This is a genomic window from Nitrosomonas sp. Nm34 (assembly GCF_900113925.1).
GTDB lineage: Bacteria > Pseudomonadota > Gammaproteobacteria > Burkholderiales > Nitrosomonadaceae > Nitrosomonas.
Window position 1 is genome coordinate 22,578 of record NZ_FORD01000025.1, and the last position, 19,818, is coordinate 42,395.

A 19,818-nucleotide genomic window follows, 5' to 3' on the forward strand; every position below is an offset into this window, starting at 1 on the left:
TGTGGATACCTTACTGAAATTAGATCAAATTCAACACGCTTATGGTAAGCAGACAACCATTAGTCATTTATCATTTGATTTAAGAAAAGGAGAGATCGGGTGCTTGCTAGGACCTAGCGGTTGTGGGAAAACCACTGTATTACGCTGTATTGCAGGTTTTGAACCATTGATGGGAGGTGAAATATTACTTAACGGCATGGTGGTGAGTCGTGCTAACTTTAGTCTTCCACCCGAGCAAAGACATGTGGGTATGGTATTTCAGGATTATGCCTTGTTTCCTCATCTGACAGTAGCCGCAAATGTAGGGTTTGGATTGCACCGCAGTCATCCGACTGATCGTATGCAACGTGTAGCTGAGATGCTACAAATTGTTGGTCTTGCAGAAGAGGCTAACAAGTATCCTCATGAGCTTTCCGGCGGGCAGCAACAACGTGTCGCCTTAGCCCGAGCGCTGGCGCCTCATCCTGATCTATTATTGCTAGATGAACCTTTTTCTAATCTGGATGTCAGCTTGCGGGAGCGTTTAAGTTTAGAAATACGCGATATTCTAAAGAGTCTGCATATTACTGCTATTCTCGTAACGCATAATCAAGACGAAGCTTTCTCTGTGGCAGATGTAATTGGCGTCATGCACCAAGGCAAAATTATGCAATGGGATACAGCCTATAATTTATATCATCGCCCTGCCAATCGTTTTGTCGCCAATTTTATCGGGCAAGGTATTTTTCTCCCCGGGAAAGTGCTTTCCCCCGGAAAGATTGAAATAGAACTAGGGATTTTAACGGAAGATATTTATTATCAGTACCAATTAGATGGTGCGATTTATCATGCCGGAAGTGAAGTAGAGGTATTAATTCGACCAGACGATATTGTGTACGATCAACAAAGTACTTTACAAGTCATGGTTACCCATAAAGCATTTCGAGGTGCCGAGATTCTTTATACGTTAAAATTAGCCAGTGGCAAGACTCTATTATCGCTCATTTCGAGTCACCATAATCATGCGATTGGTGAGAAAATCGGTATCAGGTTAGAAGCTGATCATCTTGTGGTTTTTAAAAAAGAAAATTATATAGATGTTCAAGAATCGCGCACATTTCATCCCTAATTAGGATAGGTCACGGTTAAAGCTTATAGGTAGCAATAAAATACATTGATTAGCCGAGAATTAAATTAACTTCTGAAAATCATCTCGGCAGCTGAATATACTAGCCTGGCGCACAAGCCATCTTGAAATTACCTATTCATAGCTAAGTGACTAGTTTATCGCAGGCTTGAATTTCGTGCGGCACGGATTGCTTCAGCAAGCTGCAGCACTGACATTGCGTAAAAAGTACTGCGATTATATCGTGTAATGACGTAGAAATTCTGAAAACCAAGCCAATATTGAAGCGTATCATCATCCTTTAATTCAATAAGTGCTGCTAATCTTTCATCGCCTGTTTTCTCCAATGGGATAATATTGGCGGCACGAAGTTTTTTTACTGGATGAATAGGCTCAATGCCTGCAAGCAAAATTTCTTGATAATGATTGCTGCCAATAGGTATGTGTGCGCGTGCGATGGTGGGTCCTCCTGCTTCCCACCCATATTCCTTGAGATAGTTGGCGACACTGCCAATTGCATCAGTAGCATTGCTTGCTAAGTCAGTTTTTCCATCACCGTCAAAATCTATGGCATAACGCCTATAACTTCCCGGCATAAATTGGGGAAAACCAATGGCTCCTGCGTAAGAACCTCTGATACTGAATAAATCGAAGTTTTGCTCCTGTGCCAGTAACAGGTATTGTTCCAACTCACTTTTAAAAAAATCAGCGCGTCTTGGAAAATCGAATGCTAAAGTAGTCAATGCGTCTATAACGCGATGTTTACCTGTCGTTGTACCATAGGCAGTTTCAACGCCAATGATGGCAACAATAATTTCCGCAGGAACGCCAAATACTTGACTTGCTTGCTCCAATTTCTGTGCATGTTCATTCCAGAAATTGACGCCGCTTTTTATGCGCTGGGGATTGATAAAACGGTCGCGATATTTATTCCAAGGTATGGAGGAAGCGGGTACTGAAATCAAATCAATGATAGTTGGCTGGAATTGCACCCTATTAAATATATCTTCAAGTTTGGATTGATTGAATCCATGTTGGGCAACCATTTCATCAATAAACTGTCTTATTTCCTGACGTAAAGGAGATGCAATAAGCGCCATACTCCAGAAAATCAAGAACAAATAAATAAGCATGCTCAATATTTGACGGATATAATTACGCTTGATTAAATGCATGATTATTCGCCTCTTGTTGGAATAGTTAAATATATAATTAGATTCTGTTTCATCTTTTTGTATGTAAAATAAACTTCATTAATAAAACTGGGGCTAACCGCCAGTTTATGATTTAATGTCAGCTTCTTAAGTATTGTTAGTCTTACGTAGGCTTTGTAGAAGTTTAATTGTAATGTATGACAACACTTCCCATTTGCCGGAATTTTCTATAGTATAACAATCACAAGCTTGCGCATTTCTATTTCAGCTTTGATTCGATTGGCTGTCATGCATGACAGATCTATTCATTAGTGTATTGCACTATTGATCAATATTAACTTGAAAATAAAATTTGAATGAGGATTTCATGAGCCAACATGTTCATTATATTACAGATGCCACTTTTGAAGCGGAAGTACTACAATCAACCACGCCAGTGCTGGTTGATTATTGGGCAGAATGGTGTGGACCATGCAAAATGATTGCCCCGATTCTTGATGAAGTTGCGAGTGAGTATAGTGGTAGACTTAAAGTTGCAAAACTTAATATTGATGAAAATCAAGCGACTCCTCCAAAATATGGAATTCGTGGCATCCCTACCCTTATGTTATTCAAAAATGGTAATATTGAAGCGACCAAGGTGGGTGCTCTTTCAAAGTCTCAATTGACAGCATTCATTGATAGTCATCTATAAAATCTTAGACTTACCTAATAAAAGCACTCTATAAGCTTTAGCTGAAAGAGTATTGCTTCAAACTTGACTTTTCCTATTGGCGTTACTCCTCTTCCTGATCATTTTAGCTTCATTTTCTATCCCAATCATTTTTTACGAGTTTCTTCATGCGTTTATCTGATCTTAAAAGTCTTCATGTTTCCGAATTGATAAAAATGGCTGTTGCCAATGAAATTGAGGGAGCCAATCGTTTGCGAAAGCAGGATCTGATTTTTGCGTTACTAAAAAATCAGGCACGTAAAAATGAAAGTATCTTTGGAGAAGGAACACTGGAAATTTTGCAGGACGGTTTTGGGTTTTTACGCTCACCTGACACTTCCTATCTGGCAGGACCGGATGATATTTATATCTCACCTAGTCAAATTAGGCGCTTTAATTTGCATACCGGTGATTCAGTCGATGGGGAGATTCGTCCCCCGAAGGATGGAGAGCGGTATTTTGCCTTAGTCAAAGTTGACAAGGTCAATAATGAGCCGCCAGAAAATTCCAAACGAAAAATTCTGTTTGAAAATTTGACACCATTGTTTCCTACCGAACGCTTGGTATTAGAACGTGATATTAAATCTGAGGAAAACATTACAGGCCGGATTATTGATCTGATTGCTCCCATAGGGAAGGGACAGCGGGGCTTATTAGTTGCAAGTCCAAAATCGGGAAAAACAGTGATGTTGCAGCATATTGCGCATTCAATAGCAGCTAATCATCCTGATGTCATCTTAATGGTGTTATTAATTGATGAGCGGCCTGAAGAGGTGACAGAAATGATTCGCTCAGTCAGAGGCGAAGTGATTTCATCTACTTTTGATGAATCTGCCATGCGGCATGTGCAGGTAGCCGATATGGTCATAGAGAAAGCTAAACGCCTCGTGGAGCATAAAAAAGATGTGGTGATATTACTTGATTCTATCACTCGTTTAGCTCGCGCATATAATACGGTTGCACCTGCTTCCGGCAAAGTATTAACAGGGGGGGTGGATGCCAATGCGTTGCAGCGCCCAAAACGCTTCTTTGGTGCTGCACGGAATATAGAAGAAGGAGGTTCTCTTACCATTATTGCTACCGCTCTTGTAGATACGGGCTCACGTATGGATGATGTCATTTACGAAGAGTTTAAAGGTACTGGCAACATGGAAATTCATCTTGATCGGCGTATGGCAGAGAAACGTATTTATCCTGCCATTAATGTTAACCGTTCGGGTACTCGCCGAGAAGAGCTGTTGCTTCCACAGGATATCTTACAGAAGATATGGATATTGCGAAAACTACTTTATCCAATGGATGAGATGGACGCAATGTCATTTCTACTTGATAAGATTAAAGCTACAAAAGGTAATGCTGATTTTTTTGATTCAATGCGGCGTGTATAAATTATTTTTGTTACTACATCTTTAAGTTTGTTTTACGATGGCATTGATATTGAAAGAAACATGAGCCTTCCAAAGTTGCGTCCAGCCCTTTAATAAAGGATAATACCCCATTTTTTTAATTTATAACCCAAAGATTTGGTCTGAGAATTAAGGACAAAAGACAATATGAGAGCAGAAATTCATCCAAGTTATCAAGAAATAACAGTAACATGCAGTTGTGGTAATGTCTTTAAAACTTGTTCTACTTTAAATAAGCCTTTACATATAGAGGTTTGTTCGGCTTGTCATCCTTTTTATACCGGAAAACAGAAGATTGTGGATACTGCCGGAAGAGTTGAGAAATTTAATCGCAAATATGGAAAACCAGTACAAAAATAAATATTAAACCGTTATATTGTAATTAGGTAATTTATTCTTTTCTTAAATTTTTCCAAAACTTAACGTTTATTTCTGTTAACAGCGCCGATTGAAAAAGCACATACAATACTTGCTAATAGAGCGTTGAATGTGCTTATCAAAACAAACTCATTCGCGCTGAAAATCCTGCAGTTGAATACAACAATAATCGTTCATGTGTTCTAATATACAGGGGAGTACTGTCCAATTAAGCAAAATCAAGACTAGGTTACGTGAGTTCGATATAAGGATTACGCTACCACAACTGAAAGAGCTTGAGGGAGTCTGATATCAAGCGAGAGTTTCTTCTCTCGAAAAGTGTAAGCCACCAGCCCGGCTATCAGATTAACAAAGTAATTAAATGGGATGCGATGACGGGAATGCTCGATTTGCGAGTATTTTACAATGGGTCATTGGCGGATCCCATAAGCTGTCTTTCCCCAAGGCAGTAAACTCTGCCATTAATTTATGCGACCCAATGTGGCGGTTGTGGCACGCACTGATCTTGATCAATCAATGAAGCTGATTCCACTACTACATTGTCCAAAGCGGCTGGTCAGAAAGTAGCACAAGGGCGCCAGGCTGCCTTGCAATAAGCTCAATAAAGCGGTGGTAACTCACTAATCTTTGAAAACAAGACTACTGATGCCTTAATACCTCACCACCCAAATAATAGGGTTTAAACGTCCGATAGCCGGACAGATGAAATCCCATTATGATGGTCATGACTGTTCACTTAAACACAGCTATCCTCGTCGCCGACGCCGCTTCAGCGGTGAATCCGACAAGTGCTGATCCCAGCTCGGCTCGAACTCTTTATAAAAGTCCTCAATTGGGCAAAAAATCGTTATAGTATCCATTCAATCTGGCCCCTCTAGGGATGAAACTCTTTTTCAAAGATAATTTCATCATAAGGAATTCAGATTCCTTTTGCTGCTTTTCTTATCCCGAACTTACGTTATTTATACTGTCTGCGATTCACCTTCGTATCATATTTGATTTGGAAATGAAATAATAGCCAATTGTGTCCTTTAAAGAAACAAGTGATTTCTTATTTGATTACTTAATTTTATTGTCTGTACCGGTATTATGAAACATAAAAAATCAAATGTTAATATGATAAGTAGGTCTAATAATTTAAAAACCTTAATGTTATTATAAGTAATATTAAAATCAATCGTCTCTAAGAGTTAAGTAAAACGCCACTTTGAAGAGTCAAGTGAATTATAGATTTGTTTTTTTGCAGAGAACGTATTCTCCATATCGATATTCTTAATGAAATACAAATACAATATCTTTGATAAAAACTTTTGAATAAAGGAATGGGGGGAAATTAAACTAAGTTAGTAGAAGTGTTTGATGAAAAAACTGGTTTTCTTGATGACTGTTTCAATATTTGGTTTGATGATCCCGGGTAAGATACTTGCTCAATGTATTATTGTATTTGCCGGCTGAATAAACCATACTTTATTTGCTATTACTCTCATCTTGGGTGATTTGTATGGAAAAAACAGGTAAAAAACAAATGGTGGTAACATGATATACCTTGCTCCGCTCGTTTTTTTATTTTTTTTCCAATTCGCTGCCGCGGCAGATATACCGCCAGTCAACGTTCCCGATACCATGGCGGAACGCGTAAAAGCATGTATCACCTGCCATGGTCCGGAGGATAAGAAAGGTAGAGATGTGTATTATCCGCGCATCGCTGGCAAGCCGGAAGGTTATCTTTTTAACCAGCTACGCAATTTCAGAGATGGTAGGCGTCATTATCAACCCATGGCTTGGCTGCTGAAAGGTTTGCCTGATCAATATCTGCAGGACATGGCTGCATATTTTGCTTCGCTGAAACAGATTTTTCCTCCCCCCGAGCCGATGAGTTCTGCTTCCGCCAACATCGAACTGGCCCGTAAACTTATTTCTCAGGGCGATCCTGCCCGAGAAATTCCCGCGTGTGTTGAATGCCATGGAAAGGATTTAATGGGAACAGCGCCTTTTATCCCTGGGTTGCTAGGCCTGCCACGTATCTACATAATCGCCCAATTTGGTAGCTGGCAGAATGGCGGTGTGATGCGGGGTCAAACCTCTGACTGCATGTCAGAAATTGCAAAACAGCTTACTGCCGAGGAGGCGAATGTCATAGCAACTTGGTTGGCTGCACAGCCGGTTTCGGAAGCACTCCTCAAGCAGGAGCATTCTGCAGCCCTCTCTGAAAAAATGGCTAGACGATGCAGTAGTATTGTCATGCCATCCCCCGAACTGCGATGAAGCGCTCTGTCATCACCGCTGCGGTTGTCGGATTAAGCCTCGCTGCATTTCTGGTTTCGATCGGTTTTTCTCCTGTGAGTGAAAAGCCTGCAGTGGCAAAGCCAGAAGATAACATTGTGGAACAACAGGTACAGCAAGCACGAGGCGCGTATCTTGCACATATCGGCAATTGTATGGCGTGTCATACTGGACAAAGCGGGCAGCCCTACGCTGGAGGACATATTCTTGAAACGTTCATCGGAACATTCATAACACCTAATATTACACCTGACCAGGAAACCGGTATTGGTCTCTGGAATGAGGAGGATTTCTGGCGGGCACTGCATGAAGGTAAGGGACGCAATGGCGATCTTTTGTATCCGGCTTTTCCATACACGGAATATACAAAAATCACTCGCGAGGATTCCAATGCGATTTTCGCCTATCTTCAATCTCTCCCGCCCATCCAACGACAAAACCCACCGAGCCAGATCCATTTTCCTTTTAATTTTCGCCCACTCATCTATATCTGGCGAGCCTTTTATTTCGAGCAGGGTATTTATCAGCCTGAAGCTGGAAAGAGTGATGAATGGAATCGGGGAGCATATCTGGTGCAAGGACTCGGGCATTGCAATGCCTGCCACACAACTCGGAATCCGCTGGGAGCAAGCCAAGGCGAAATCCTGGGAGGAGGACAGCTCATGGGTTCTAACTGGTATGCGCCATCCCTGACTTCACTGCAGGAAGCAAGCACTTCCGATTGGCCGATCCACGAAATCGTTCAACTACTCACGGTAGGCTTGTCATCCCGTGCGATCACAACAGGGCCGATGGCAGCTGTCGTCAGTCAAAGTCTTCAGCATTTGTCAAAAGATGATGCGCGTGCTATGGCAGTGTATTTGCAATCTTTACCGAAGACTGCTCCCCATTCAAGGGGAATCGCTCCTGAGCTTACCGAGGAGGTTGACAGGCAGCTCCAGCATGGCCACAAGATCTATAAGACACACTGTCAGGATTGTCATGGGAGCTTTGGTCAAGGCGCACCAGGGGCATATCCTGCGTTGGCTGGCAACCGCAGCGTCACACTAGCGTCCCCGATTAACGTGATTCGTAGCATTCTATACGGCGGTTACGCACCAGTCACGGCAAGTAATCCACGTCCTTACGGTATGCCGCCGTTTGCACACATCTTGAATGATGAAGAGATCGCATTAGTTTTGTCGTATATCCGTAATGCATGGGGGAACCGCGGGAGCATAATCACCTCAGTTCAAGTTGATAGAAGCCGAAAAGGCGCACAATAAAATAACTCCATTTCCCAATCAAACATAACACGAAGGTGAACTGCAGGCAGTATCAATCATACGGCAAGGTGAAGTCAACAAAGCCAGTTCTGATTTAGAAATGAAATAGAATTTTATATCATTCCATGTTCTGAACTTGCTCACGCATTTGTTCGATCAATATTTTTAGTTCCACAGAAATTTTTGAAACTTCTACATCTACAGATTTTGAACCAAGAGTATTAGCCTCCCGATTAAGTTCCTGCATCAAGAAATCAAGCCGTTTGCCAACACACCCTCCCTTTAATAAGGCGTGTTCCACTTCATCTAGATGAGTTTGTAATCGTGATAATTCCTCGTCTATATCAATTTTGCTGGCAAATAATATTAGCTCTTGCCGAAGACGATCATCGTTACCCTCTATTTTTGCTTCTTGCAAACGTGTTATTAATTTTTCCTGAAAATTAGCGAGTAACATTGGAATACGCGGTGAGAGCGCCGTTGTCAATTGGCATAATTGGCGCAAACGCTCCAGCAATGTATTCTTCAGTTTTTCTCCTTCACGAACACGCGTAGCGATAAACTCATTCAAAGTCGCCTGAAGTAATTCCATGCAAGCCTCATGTAGTGCTGGAGTAGACGCCATATCGCTTTTCAATATGTCAGGCCAACTCAAAATATCTGCAACAGTCAGGCTTTTTGCATCCGAAAGAGCCGATTTAACCGTGTTGTTCAGCTCTATTAATTTACTTAACAACTGCTCATTGAGCTGCTGAGGTAAATCTACTTTAGCGTACGGCATGAAGGTTAAACGGCAATCAATTTTGCCTCGCTTTAACTGAGTATTCAGGAGCTCACGCATTGCGGGTTCCAGCAAGCGGAATTCATCTGGCAAACGGAACTGAATATCGAGATAGCGATTATTAACCGAGCGTAGTTCTAGCGTTAGGGAGCCATGTGCAATCTCCTTAGACATAATGGCATAACCTGTCATGCTGGCTATCATGAGTTTTTCCTTACCTTAATAATAATCTTGATATGAGTCAGTATAGAAGGTTGGTTAGTTGAAAGCCATGAATCTTTTAATATGCTTTTTCTCCTTATCAACGAGTCGATTAAAACGGATGAATCAAGAGGAGTAGTTTATGGATGGGCTAATTGTTGGAGATAGTTGCGCCATCCACCAAAATGGCTGATATCAGTAGCTTTTTTGATGGCATAATGTTCACAGAGAAAACCTTGCACTGTTTCACCATTTACCAAGGTGAGGGTGCCGATACCTAACGGTGCTGGAATAAGGGCGACAAAGCTGCCAAATTTGCGTGCCGGCAACTCCCAAATTTCCACTTCAATAGCGAAGCCTCGCTCATTCTCATTTACTCGAATTAAGCCAGGACGTTGAGGTGGTTGGCCTGGCAATGCATAGAGCTTGTAGTCTGAGGAAGTCGTGGTGCTGGTTATTAATCGACCCTGGCGAGTAGTCAATTGTTCATTTAGCGGTAGACCCGATAAATGTGCGCCACAAACGGCGATACGTATCTGACTAGACTGAAATACGTCAGGGAAATGAGTTTCAGGTAACGCAATACCCGTCGCCCCCAAAGGCAGTGAGTAGAGCGCTTGCAAACGGTGCGCAAGATGTAGTAAGGGCATATCCTGGTGAGCAGGCGCCACCAGCGAAATACCAAAAGGAAGCCCATTATGTTGAAAACCAGCAGGGGTAGCGACGGCTGTATAGTCGAGCAGATTCATGAAATTGGTGTAGTAACCTAAATGGGTATTGAGACGTATCGGATCTTGCTGTATGGCTTGGACAGAATAGATCGTGCCGGCAGTGGGGGTAAGCAAACAATCAACCTCTTGCCAGATCTGATCTGTCTGCTGTTTGATCCGACGCAATTGCTCATATCCTTTAAAGGCATCAGCGGCGGAGTATTGTTTCGCAGCTGAGATAATTTCGTGTATCGGCGCAATGATTTGATCGCCTTTGGACTCGAAAAGTGACTGAATCGCCGTATACCGCTCGGCTATCCAAGGGCCTTCATAGAGAAGGCGGGCAGCTTCGAGAAAAGGTTCAAAATCGATTTCAATTGCTTCTCCACCCAGCGTATGTATCGAGGCGACTGCCTCATAGAACAACCGCTCACTTTCAAGGTTACCGAAGAATTGCAATTGCTGCCTACGCGGAACAGCAAAGCGAAAATGGGAAACTGCACCAAAGTCAAAGTTATATTCTTCTCTTTGCCTGGAATAGATATCTTCAGCATCGTAGCCAGCAGAAACCTCCAGAATGCGCGCGGCATCAGCAGCAGTCAATGCAAAAATTGATACGGTATCGAGGGAACGGCAGGCTGGCACCAGGCCATGCGCTGAAAGCCAGCCTTTTGTCGGTTTATAACCAATCAAATTATTAAAAGCGGCAGGAACCCTGCCCGAGCCTGCGGTATCGGTGCCAAGACTGAAACATACCTGCCCCTTGGCGACAGCGACCGCCGAACCTGAGCTCGAACCGCCGGAAATATAATCACGGTTAAACGCATTGCGGCAAGCACCATAGGGAGAGCGGGTACCATTCAGGCCTGTGGCGAATTGGTCCAGATTGGTTTTGCCGATAGGAATGGCGCCAGCATCTATCAATCTGCGCACAACCGTCGCGCTGCGAGAGGGTGTGTAGACAAAAGCTGGGCAGGCAGCCGTGGTCGGTACACCGGCGAGATCAATATTATCCTTGATGGCAAAGGGAATCCCATATAGCGGGAGTTCCGCCATTCCCTTTGCTTCTACTTGGCTTGCATAATATTTCAAGGACTCCAGTGCAAGTGGAGTAATCCAAACATGATCGGGATCATGTTGAATTTCAACATGAATTCTCTCTACCAGTTGAGTGGGGGATAATTCACCCCTTGCGTAGCGTTGCAGTAAAGAGGCAATATCACTGAGCGGATAAAATTTTTCCATTGTCACACTTCTTCCTGAATGATGAGTAGTACTTGACCGGCAGATACATATCCCCCTTGTTTGCAGAATAATTGTTGCACGGTGCCTGTGACAGGCGAATCTACCGAGAATTCCATTTTCATGGATTCGACCATGATCAGCTGTTTTCCTGCTTCTACGGGTTCTCCTTCCCTGACCAGCAGCTTCCAGACTGTGCCGGTTACTTGAGAAGTGACGGCTTGCGCACCTGCTGGTAAGTCGAGTTCGCTCTGTGCATCGGCTTCTTCCAGTACATCTTCACTGATATATTGAGTTAAGTGATTAGCCTGCCAGCGCTGGCGTTCAGCTTCGAACGCAGCTTGCTGTTTGACTTTGAATGCATGGATACTGGCAGCATGTTGCTGCAGAAAAGCGTTGTATTCACTCAGATTCAGAACCGTTTCTTCCGTGCGTAGCTTGAAACGTCCGGTAATGAAATCGTTACGCAGTTTGAGGAGTTCACTTTCACTGACGGGATAAAAACGGATTTGATCAAAGAAACGCAGTAACCAGGGGCGGCCTTCCTTGAAATCAGCGGTTTGGCGATAGCGATTCCACATTTGTACGGTGCGACCGACAAACTGGTAGCCGCCCGGGCCTTCCATACCATAGATGCATAAATAGGCACCACCAATCCCGACAGCATTCTCAGGTGTCCAGGTACGTGCGGGGTTGTATTTGGTGGTGACAAGACGATGACGAGGATCGAGCGGGGTCGCGACCGGTGCGCCCAGATAAACATCCCCCAGCCCCATGACCAAATAGCTCGCTGCAAATACAATATGCTGAACTTCTTCGATGCTCTCCAAGCCATTAATGCGGCGAATAAATTCGATATTACTTGGGCACCACGGTGCGTCGCTGCGCACCGATTGCATGTATTTTTCAATAGCGAGCCGCGTAGCGGCGTCATCCCAGGATAAAGGTAGATAGATGATGCGGGACGGCACTTCCATATCATCGATTGCGGGCAGCTCGTTTTCACCTGCCATCAGGAGAATCATTAACGTATCGCGCGCTAATCGTCGTGAATCAAAATGGATTTGCAGGGAGCGAATGCCGGGCGTCAGATCCAGGATACCAGCAAGCTCACCGCTGTCGATACGTTGCTGTAGCCATGTCATCAAAGCATGAGCCCGGAAGCGTAAATTAAGATCGAGCACAGGCGGACCATATTCGATTAACAAATATTTATCGCCAGACTGACGATAAGTTACTTGCACCTGTTTTTTGCTCTCAGAAATACGATGCAAAATGGGACTTTCCAGCTTCGCAGATTGAGTAGAAATCGAGATCTTTCTATCGGTATGAAGATGCTGGATCAGCAGGTTCTGTTGTTGTTCCAGCGCAAGCGCATCTTCCATCGCTATTGCGCGAAAATGGAGGCTATCGCCTGGTCTAAGCTGGCCAATTTTCCATAACTCTGCATAAGCTATGGTAACCGGACAAACAAAGCCACCCAGACTGGGGCCATCAGGGCCAAGAATAATCGGCATATCGCCGGTAAAATCAACTGCGCCAACTGCGTAGGCGTTATCATGAATATTGGAAGGATGCAGTCCAGCTTCGCCGCCATCCGTACGTGCCCATTGTGGTTTAGGACCGATGAGGCGCACCCCGGTACGACTGGAGTTATGATGGACTTTCCATTCAGCGGCAAAAAAATTTTCAATATCTGCTTCGGTAAAGAAATCGGGCGCCCCATGTGGACCATACAATACCGCGATTTCCCAGTGGTTCGTATAATCAGGAACCCATTCCTGCGGCAGATACTGTGGAAGGAAAGGCTGAGAAGACTGCATCGCGTGAATATGCAGCACATCCCCGGCACGGAGCACGCATCCTGCATGCCCACCGAACTGACCGAGTGTGAAAGTAGCTTTGCTGCCAAGGTAATCAGGTATCTGAAAGCCGCCTTGTACTGCCAGGTAAGCTCGGCTGCCTGCTTGTTTAACTTTGCCAAATTGCAAGAGCGCACCTGCTTTGACGAGATGAGATTGCCACTGGAGTAAGGGCTTACCGTCCAGCAATATATCAATAGGAGCGCCACAGATGGCAATGATGCTAGCGCAATTGAAACGCAATGTCGGCCCCGCCAGAGTGATTTCCAGCCCGGCTTTATCTTCGGTATTATTCACTAGCCGGTTGGCAAGACGGAAGGCCAGACTATCCATTGGCCCTGACGGAGGAACGCCCACGTTCCAGTAACCCATTCGCCCAGGATAATCCTGTATCATGGTTTGCACACCCGCGTTCAGAACATCAATGCTGTGCGCCTGATAATGGAAACCATTAAGAAACTGAGTGCTCACTTGCCCACTACGAAACAGGGTGCTTTGCAGAATCTGTTTGAGATAAGCGAGATTGGTTTCAATCCCATGCAATGCCGTGTGATCCAGCGCTGTAAGGAGATGAGCAATGGCTTTTTCCCGGTCAGGTGCATGCACAATGATTTTAGCCAGCATGGGATCATAAAACGCCGATACGTTTATCCCTCGCTCGACCCAGGTTTCCACCCGAGCGGATGTAGGAAACTCTGCTGTGGTCAAGGTGCTGCTGGAAGGCTGGAAATCTTTTGCAGGATTTTCCGCATAAATGCGTACCTGGATAGAAGCACCCTGTGGTTTGATTATAAAAGAATCGAGCAGAGGGAGATCGTTCGCTGCTTGCCGCACCATCCATTCCACCAGATCGATACCGGTAACTTCCTCGGTAACCCCGTGTTCGACTTGTAGACGGGTATTAACTTCAAGAAAATAAAACTGGTTATTAACAGCATCGAAAATATATTCGACGGTACCGGCAGATTGATAATTAACTGCTTTGCCGAGGCGCACCGCGGTTTCCAGTAACGCCTGACGCAGGGGAGGAGAGAGATGGGGGGCAGGTGTTTCTTCGATGACTTTCTGGTTGCGCCGCTGCATGGAGCAGTCTCGCTCGCCCAACGCCACAACTTGGCCCTTACCGTCACCAAAAATCTGCACTTCAATATGGCGAGCCTGGTCGACATATTTTTCCAGAAATAATCCGGCATCTTTGAAATTATTTTGTGCGAGTGTTTTGACCGATTCATAAGCGTCAACCAGTTCATCCTGATTCCAGCAGAGACGCATGCCTATGCCGCCACCGCCGGCAGTACTTTTCAGCATGACCGGGTAACCAATATGCTTGGCCTGATGGCAGGCTACTTCGAGATTTTCCAACAGATCGGTTCCCGGAAGAAGGGGAACTTGATTTTGCAATGCCAGGGCCCGGGCAGTATGCTTCAAGCCAAAGGCGCGCATTTGTTGCGGAGTAGGGCCGATAAAACATATCCCATGCGCAGCACACTGCTCGGCAAAATCAGCTTTCTCACTGAGGAAGCCATAGCCTGGATGAATCGCTTGCGCACCAGTTTGCCGAGCAACCGTTAGTATTTTATCTGCGCGTAGATAGCTTTCAGCCGCGATGCCACTACCAATACAGTGAGCCTCATCCGCCTCGATGACATGCCGTGATAAGGCGTCGGCTTCGGTATAAACGGCTACGCTTGCTACCCCCATCCGGCGGAGTGTGCGGATAATACGACAAGCAATTGCGCCACGATTGGCAATGAGCACTTTATTAAACATAGTCTTATCCTTTATGGATCAACCATTAACTGGCTGGCGTCTCCCAGACCAGTAATCTGATCGGTGTCGGGTTGTACGCATTGCAAGGATTATTCAGCTGCGGACAATTCGAGATCAATACCAATACATCCATTTCGGCGCGCATTTCGACATATTTGCCAGGCGCAGAAATACCGTCTACAAACTCCAATCTACCATCCTCTGTGACAGGGACATTCATAAAAAAATTGATATTGCTCGGAATATCGCGCTTGCTCATGCCAAGGTGCCCGCAAGCGGTTTCATGTGCGAGTGCATGCAGAAAATTATCGCGGCAGCTATGCATCGGGTATTTTTCCAGCGCGTAACGCACGGTGTTGCTTTCTGCGGAACAGGCACCGCCCAGCGTGTCATGACGTCCACAGGTGTCCGCAGTGATCGTGAGCATGACATTGCCAAAATTGGAGCAGAGCTTGCTGCCAGTGGTCAGATATAGCTTATCCTGCGCGCGTATCGTATCTGCCACGCTATAGCGCTCCCATGCATGATTTGCATTGAAAAATAGCGTATCGACGGCCTGATTGCCTTCCAGGTCAACAATACGAAAAATCTGTCCCTGTTTAACTATCTTGACCCAAGGCTCACCTGCCGCACAAATTTCATCAATGATAGCAGCATCAGGATTAAGTTGACTTTCGATCAATTGAGACGTATTCATAATGCACCTCCACAAGGGGGATAAAACCGATGAGTATTGTGTAATCCGCGCAGGTTCTCGGCAATTTGTTTGCACTCCGAAGCTGCTGCGGAGGAGGTGGTAAATGCAGCCAGATGGATAGCACCGGGTTGATAAGTTGTGGTGGTATCAAGCGGATGAGGAGCGGTAGAAAGGACAACCAATGTATCCATTTCAAAACTCAGATCGACATAACCGCCTGCTTTACTGTGAGTGCGATGGAAGGTGAGTTCACCTGCCTCATTGGCAGTTACTTTGCTGAAAAAATTTATATTGGCTACGATGTCACGCATGCCCAGCCCCCATTTGCCAAGTTCGATCAGCATGCCATCCAAACCATTGCGATACATTTGATTGCGATGTTCTTGGTAACGGGCGATGCCATATTTTTGCTGGATCAGTGTGCGATCACTCAAGCCACATACGGTATCATGCCACCCCACTGTGTCGGCTGTAATGCAGCAGAATATCCGCCCCATATCGGAGTAGCAGGCATGCCCCTTAGTCAAGCGAAAAGTATGTTGTGCCTTCAACGTATCGGCCATATTGTAGCGCTCCAGTTTTTCTTCTTGATTGAAGAATAAAACCGCTGCATTGGCGTTACCGCTGACATCGACTAAACGCAAGGTCATTCCCCGACGCAGTATGCCTGACCAGTGGCATCCACCCGGAATAGGTTCTTCCCATAGGGATATGTTCTCTGGATTCATTTGTTTCTCCTTATCAGAATGGTTAAGGTTGTTGCGCTTAGGATGCTTCCCAGCACCAGCGGTACTGCCCAGATCTGCCACCAGGGAGCATCGGGTGAAGCTAAGTAGGTGCGTGGCCACGCAATATTAATTAACTCGAATAATGACCAGAGAAAAGCGATGATATTGATGATCAGACCCCATCGCCCTAATTTTAATTCCCCCAGTGCCGGATCCCAGCGACCGGTCAGCCGAGTGTATAAACCGACGCCTGTCGTCATGGAAAACATGGCATAGAGACCGCCTGTACCAAATGCGATGATGGTAGCGACAGCCTGATCATGGAGCCCGAACAATAGTCCCGAGCCGGCCAAAAATACTGTGCAGAGAATCGCATTTCTTGGTGTTTTAGCAGTAGTTACGCGGCTGAGTGGTGCAGGCAGGTTGCCTTCACGCGCCATGGAGAAGACGATGCGGGAGGTGTACTTCACGACGGATGCGCCGCAAGCGAGAAAAGCGATCACGACAATTGTCAGAAAAGGTTTCTCAAACCAATCTCCAATATGGGTGGTAATCAGCGGTGTAATAGGGTCAAATGTCGCACTGGTTTTTGCCAGGGTATTATGATCAAACGATAACGTTAATGCAGCAGAATTGAAAACGACCACAATACCTACCGCGCATAACGAGAAAAAAATCGCGCGCGGTACCATGCGCTTGGGCTGGTGCGTTTCCTCTGAAGTGGTTGAGCAGGCATCAAATCCGATGAATGCCCAGCCGGCAATGGCGAGTGCAGCTAAAAAAGCAGAAAGTTTGTCCGGTGCTGTACCGCTACCCAGGTGCTGGAATAATTCGGAAACGGGATGTTCCCGGAAAAACAGGAAAAGTAACAGGGCAATACCAAATGATCCAATGATTTCGGCATATACCCCAAGTGCAATGATCGACTTGAACACATTTACATGAGCAAGATTGAGCAACATGCAAATGAGCAGAAAAACCATACCCCAGCATACCATCATAAAGCCAGTTCCACTTGGAGCATCAAATAGAATAGCGAGCCAGATGCCTCCTGTATAGGCGGTTGTGGTCAGCATGGCGATGGTTGAGCTGACATAAATGATCCCAGCGTACTGACCTGTAATCGTTCCCCCGAGTTGGCGCGCCCATTTGTAAGCGCCGCCTGCAATCGGAAATTGGGAAGAGAGCTCGGCATAGACGGTAGCGACTAATAACTGCATCATTAAACAGATCACGAGCGCTGTGAACCAGCCTCCACCAGTAACATTAGTTTGGACACCGACTATGGCATAAAGCCCAACCACAGGAGAAACCACAGCGAAGCCAAGCGTAAAGCTATTCCAGATGCCCATGCTGCGATTAAGCATTTGGGGGTCAGTTGATTTGATTTCAGATGAAAAGCTTTTGTGACTATGAACGGTTGACATGGTGTGCCTCATAAAAATAATGAGAAATGATTCAATCCGAGTCAAAACTCTTGATTAACTGAGAAGCTGAAAATCGGTAAAGAGCTTAGCCTGAAAGTGATAGTTAGTTTAAACCTGGGAGTGGCTGTAAAAAAATGAACGGTCAAGTATTGCGTATTTTTTTCTGACCAACTCGAATTACTCACATTGGCCTGTATCAATGAATCCGCCGTAGCGAGCGTTAGATTTTTTCCAGTGCTATCGCTAGAAAGGAAGTGATGAAATGAATATAAGATTGATATGTACATAAACGAAGCCTCCTTTAAATCATCAGGTCAAATACCGAGAGCCGTAATGTGTCTAAACATTACATATCTCCCGGGCTTTTATCCCTCCGTGGAGCTTCGTTATTACTGAAGCCAGAAACTCTCGGACCAGACACTTCTAAAGCAAGAAGCCGGAACCCTAGTTTGCTATTACATTAGTTGTATAAAATGATACAACTGAGTGACGCCTCTCAATAGTTAATGAATACTAAGAAACGATTTCAAGAGTAAAGTTAACATATCTTTTTTAGAAAAACAAATTTCTATCTTCGAAATAGATAGTAGATGGCGAACTCCTCGTTTAACATCTCGCTTATAGATTTATTAAACCAAAAAGGTGTGGGTCAAGCAACACCATACTGCGCGCGATAGCGCTTAATAGCTAATAAATCAGGAGCCCTATCGCACCTGACCACTAAATAATCCATAATATTATCCAAATTGATAATGCTGATCACCGGGATGTCGTGCATCTGTTCTACTTCCTGGATAGCAGATTTCTCATGGCGGCCTCGCTCCATGCGATCTAGCGCAACGACGACACCACAAGGTGTGGCTGAAGCAGTACGAATAAGATCGACAGATTCCTGGACGGATGTACCTGCAGTGATCACATCATCGACAATCAGCACCCGGCCTGCGAGTGGCGCGCCGACCATATTGCCTCCTTCGCCATGATCTTTGATTTCTTTCCGATTAAAGCAGAAACCATAATTATGACCCATCTCAGCTAACGCAATGGCAATCGCGCTGACAAGCGGGATCCCTTTGTATGCGGGGCCGAATAACATATCAAACGGGAGTTGGGCAGCTAAAATGGCTTGGGCGTAGAATTGTCCGAGTTTATGGAGTGAATTGCCATCATTAAATAATCCCGCATTAAAAAAATAAGGTGACAAACGTCCTACTTTGGTTTTGAACTCACCAAAGCGCAACACATTACGTTCGATGGCAAATTCAATAAAGGCTTGTTTAAAATCTGGCATAGCTCTAATAATTCATGAAAACACGAATTATAATACTAAAGATAATTGATGTATTCTGCATAGCTACAGTTTCGGCTTAAGTTTACATTTTAAGCGGTTTTTGGCCGTTTATTATTTGCCGTTTTATATACAGTTTGCTCTTCATCTATGAAAAAATTGGGTATCGCAAACACAATTTTTACCATGTTGCTAACCGATATAAAAATCCGCAAGACAAAGCAATAATAAACCGAGGATAAACCAATAGCCTTGGTTTATACATTAACGTGAGTTCGACATAAGAAAAGCTGTAAAAGAAGTCTGAATTCCTTATGATGAAGTGGTTTTGGAAAAGGATTTCATCATGAGATGAGTCAGGTTCCCATGGATACTATAACGATTTTTTGTGAGAGTGACGAATTTTGTAAAGAGTTTGAACCACGATGGGAGCAGCACTTATTAGGATCATCGCTGAAACAGCGTCGGCGGCAAGGAGCGCTGTGTCTAAGCGAAATCATGACCATTATGGTGGGGTTTCATCTATCCGGTTATCGGACATTTAAGCACTATTACCTGAATGACGTGTTGAGGTATCAGCGGGGTTATTTTCCAGGGTTGGTGAGCTATAACCGCTTTGTTGAGCTATTGCAAGGTAGCCTGGTACCTTTGTGCTGTTTTCTGACCAGCCGCTTTGGGCAATGCAGTGGGATCAGCTTCATTGATTCAACCAAAATCAGTGTGTGCCACAATCGCCGCATTGGGTCGCATCAAGTAATGACAGACGTTTGCTGCTCGGGGAAAGACCAGCGTGGATTGGTTTTATGGGT

The 19,818-nt window shown here is 44.8% G+C and carries 15 protein-coding genes, 1 pseudogene and 1 riboswitch; of the genes and pseudogenes, 7 read left to right on the forward strand and 9 right to left on the reverse strand.

Annotated features, from left to right (window positions below; translation table 11 throughout):
- Position 1: 1 nt before the first annotated feature.
- On the forward strand, positions 2–1,108 hold the full coding sequence (locus BM283_RS10755) for an ABC transporter ATP-binding protein (protein ID WP_090692922.1): 1,107 nt from the start codon (positions 2–4) through the stop codon (positions 1,106–1,108).
- Between the two features lie 155 nt (positions 1,109–1,263).
- On the opposite strand, the gene mltB is transcribed toward BM283_RS10755, so the two are convergent.
- On the reverse strand, positions 1,264–2,280 hold the full coding sequence (mltB, locus tag BM283_RS10760; RefSeq protein WP_090692924.1) for a lytic murein transglycosylase B: 1,017 nt from the start codon (positions 2,278–2,280) through the stop codon (positions 1,264–1,266).
- 346 nt (positions 2,281–2,626) lie between these two features.
- Here mltB and trxA point away from each other — a divergent pair, with 346 nt between their 5' ends.
- The 3 genes from trxA to rpmE all read left to right on the forward strand — a co-directional run bounded on the left by trxA (position 2,627) and on the right by rpmE (position 4,737).
- Positions 2,627–2,953: a thioredoxin TrxA gene (trxA, locus tag BM283_RS10765; protein WP_090692927.1), complete on the forward strand. Its 327-nt coding sequence runs from the start codon at positions 2,627–2,629 to the stop codon at positions 2,951–2,953.
- Positions 2,954–3,099: 146 nt separating this feature from the next.
- Complete coding sequence (gene rho / locus BM283_RS10770; RefSeq protein ID WP_046850252.1) at positions 3,100–4,359, forward strand: transcription termination factor Rho; 1,260 nt, start codon at positions 3,100–3,102, stop codon at positions 4,357–4,359.
- Between the two features lie 165 nt (positions 4,360–4,524).
- Positions 4,525–4,737 carry a 50S ribosomal protein L31 gene (gene rpmE / locus BM283_RS10775; protein ID WP_090692930.1) on the forward strand — a complete coding sequence of 71 codons (213 nt, stop codon included), beginning with the start codon at positions 4,525–4,527 and terminating at the stop codon, positions 4,735–4,737.
- A gap of 269 nt (positions 4,738–5,006) precedes the next feature.
- Here the strand turns inward: rpmE and BM283_RS20000 are convergent.
- Positions 5,007–5,150, reverse strand: a pseudogene (locus BM283_RS20000) (IS982 family transposase); the annotation flags it as partial.
- A 1,141-nt stretch (positions 5,151–6,291) separates the two neighbouring features.
- Between BM283_RS20000 and BM283_RS10780 the strand changes: the two are divergent.
- Both BM283_RS10780 and BM283_RS10785 read left to right on the forward strand, forming a co-directional pair.
- Entirely contained in the window at positions 6,292–7,020 is a 729-nt protein-coding gene (locus BM283_RS10780) for a c-type cytochrome (protein ID WP_254776328.1), read from the forward strand.
- Positions 7,017–8,303 carry a c-type cytochrome gene (locus tag BM283_RS10785; protein WP_090692934.1) on the forward strand — a complete coding sequence of 429 codons (1,287 nt, stop codon included), beginning with the start codon at positions 7,017–7,019 and terminating at the stop codon, positions 8,301–8,303. Before BM283_RS10780 ends, BM283_RS10785 begins: the two co-directional genes overlap by 4 nt.
- Before the next feature lie 118 nt (positions 8,304–8,421).
- On the opposite strand, the gene BM283_RS10790 is transcribed toward BM283_RS10785, so the two are convergent.
- From BM283_RS10790 to pyrE, 7 genes are all read right to left on the reverse strand, one after another.
- Positions 8,422–9,288, reverse strand: a complete 867-nt coding sequence (locus tag BM283_RS10790) for a YicC/YloC family endoribonuclease (RefSeq protein ID WP_090692937.1) — start codon at positions 9,286–9,288, stop codon at positions 8,422–8,424.
- A 137-nt stretch (positions 9,289–9,425) separates the two neighbouring features.
- The gene (gene atzF / locus BM283_RS10795; RefSeq protein WP_090692938.1) at positions 9,426–11,240 is read right to left on the reverse strand and encodes an allophanate hydrolase; all 1,815 of its coding nucleotides are present in this window, start codon (positions 11,238–11,240) and stop codon (positions 9,426–9,428) included.
- 2 nt (positions 11,241–11,242) lie between these two features.
- On the reverse strand, positions 11,243–14,869 hold the full coding sequence (gene uca, locus BM283_RS10800) for an urea carboxylase (RefSeq protein WP_090692941.1): 3,627 nt from the start codon (positions 14,867–14,869) through the stop codon (positions 11,243–11,245).
- A 25-nt stretch (positions 14,870–14,894) separates the two neighbouring features.
- Positions 14,895–15,566: an urea amidolyase associated protein UAAP2 gene (locus BM283_RS10805; protein ID WP_090692943.1), complete on the reverse strand. Its 672-nt coding sequence runs from the start codon at positions 15,564–15,566 to the stop codon at positions 14,895–14,897.
- Positions 15,563–16,294, reverse strand: coding sequence for an urea amidolyase associated protein UAAP1 (locus BM283_RS10810; protein WP_090692945.1), 732 nt, complete (start codon positions 16,292–16,294; stop codon positions 15,563–15,565). The genes BM283_RS10805 and BM283_RS10810 overlap by 4 nt, the downstream gene beginning before the upstream one ends.
- A complete protein-coding gene (locus BM283_RS10815) occupies positions 16,291–17,721 on the reverse strand; it encodes an APC family permease (RefSeq protein WP_090692948.1) in 1,431 nt (476 codons plus the stop codon). The genes BM283_RS10810 and BM283_RS10815 overlap by 4 nt, the downstream gene beginning before the upstream one ends.
- 352 nt (positions 17,722–18,073) lie before the next feature.
- A riboswitch (guanidine-I (ykkC/yxkD leader) is annotated at positions 18,074–18,180 on the reverse strand.
- A 190-nt stretch (positions 18,181–18,370) separates the two neighbouring features.
- A complete protein-coding gene (gene pyrE, locus BM283_RS10820) occupies positions 18,371–19,012 on the reverse strand; it encodes an orotate phosphoribosyltransferase (protein ID WP_090692950.1) in 642 nt (213 codons plus the stop codon).
- Positions 19,013–19,375: 363 nt separating this feature from the next.
- Between pyrE and BM283_RS10825 the strand changes: the two genes are divergently transcribed.
- A partial coding sequence (locus BM283_RS10825; RefSeq protein ID WP_302848287.1) for a transposase occupies positions 19,376–19,818 on the forward strand: 443 nt, incomplete at its 3' end.

Excerpts from the sequence above, each read along its gene's own strand:
- pyrE (WP_090692950.1), bottom strand. The coding sequence starts at position 19,012 with ATGCCAGATTTTAAACAAGCCTTTATTGAATTTGCCATCGAACGTAAT.
- uca (WP_090692941.1), bottom strand. The coding sequence starts at position 14,869 with ATGTTTAATAAAGTGCTCATTGCCAATCGTGGCGCAATTGCTTGTCGT.
- BM283_RS10810 (WP_090692945.1), bottom strand. The coding sequence starts at position 16,294 with ATGAATCCAGAGAACATATCCCTATGGGAAGAACCTATTCCGGGTGGA.
- rpmE (WP_090692930.1), top strand. The coding sequence starts at position 4,525 with ATGAGAGCAGAAATTCATCCAAGTTATCAAGAAATAACAGTAACATGC.
- atzF (WP_090692938.1), bottom strand. The coding sequence starts at position 11,240 with ATGGAAAAATTTTATCCGCTCAGTGATATTGCCTCTTTACTGCAACGC.
- BM283_RS10790 (WP_090692937.1), bottom strand. The coding sequence starts at position 9,288 with ATGATAGCCAGCATGACAGGTTATGCCATTATGTCTAAGGAGATTGCA.
- rho (WP_046850252.1), top strand. The coding sequence starts at position 3,100 with ATGCGTTTATCTGATCTTAAAAGTCTTCATGTTTCCGAATTGATAAAA.
- BM283_RS10780 (WP_254776328.1), top strand. The coding sequence starts at position 6,292 with ATGATATACCTTGCTCCGCTCGTTTTTTTATTTTTTTTCCAATTCGCT.
- BM283_RS10815 (WP_090692948.1), bottom strand. The coding sequence starts at position 17,721 with ATGTCAACCGTTCATAGTCACAAAAGCTTTTCATCTGAAATCAAATCA.
- BM283_RS10785 (WP_090692934.1), top strand. The coding sequence starts at position 7,017 with ATGAAGCGCTCTGTCATCACCGCTGCGGTTGTCGGATTAAGCCTCGCT.
- BM283_RS10805 (WP_090692943.1), bottom strand. The coding sequence starts at position 15,566 with ATGAATACGTCTCAATTGATCGAAAGTCAACTTAATCCTGATGCTGCT.
- trxA (WP_090692927.1), top strand. The coding sequence starts at position 2,627 with ATGAGCCAACATGTTCATTATATTACAGATGCCACTTTTGAAGCGGAA.
- mltB (WP_090692924.1), bottom strand. The coding sequence starts at position 2,280 with ATGCATTTAATCAAGCGTAATTATATCCGTCAAATATTGAGCATGCTT.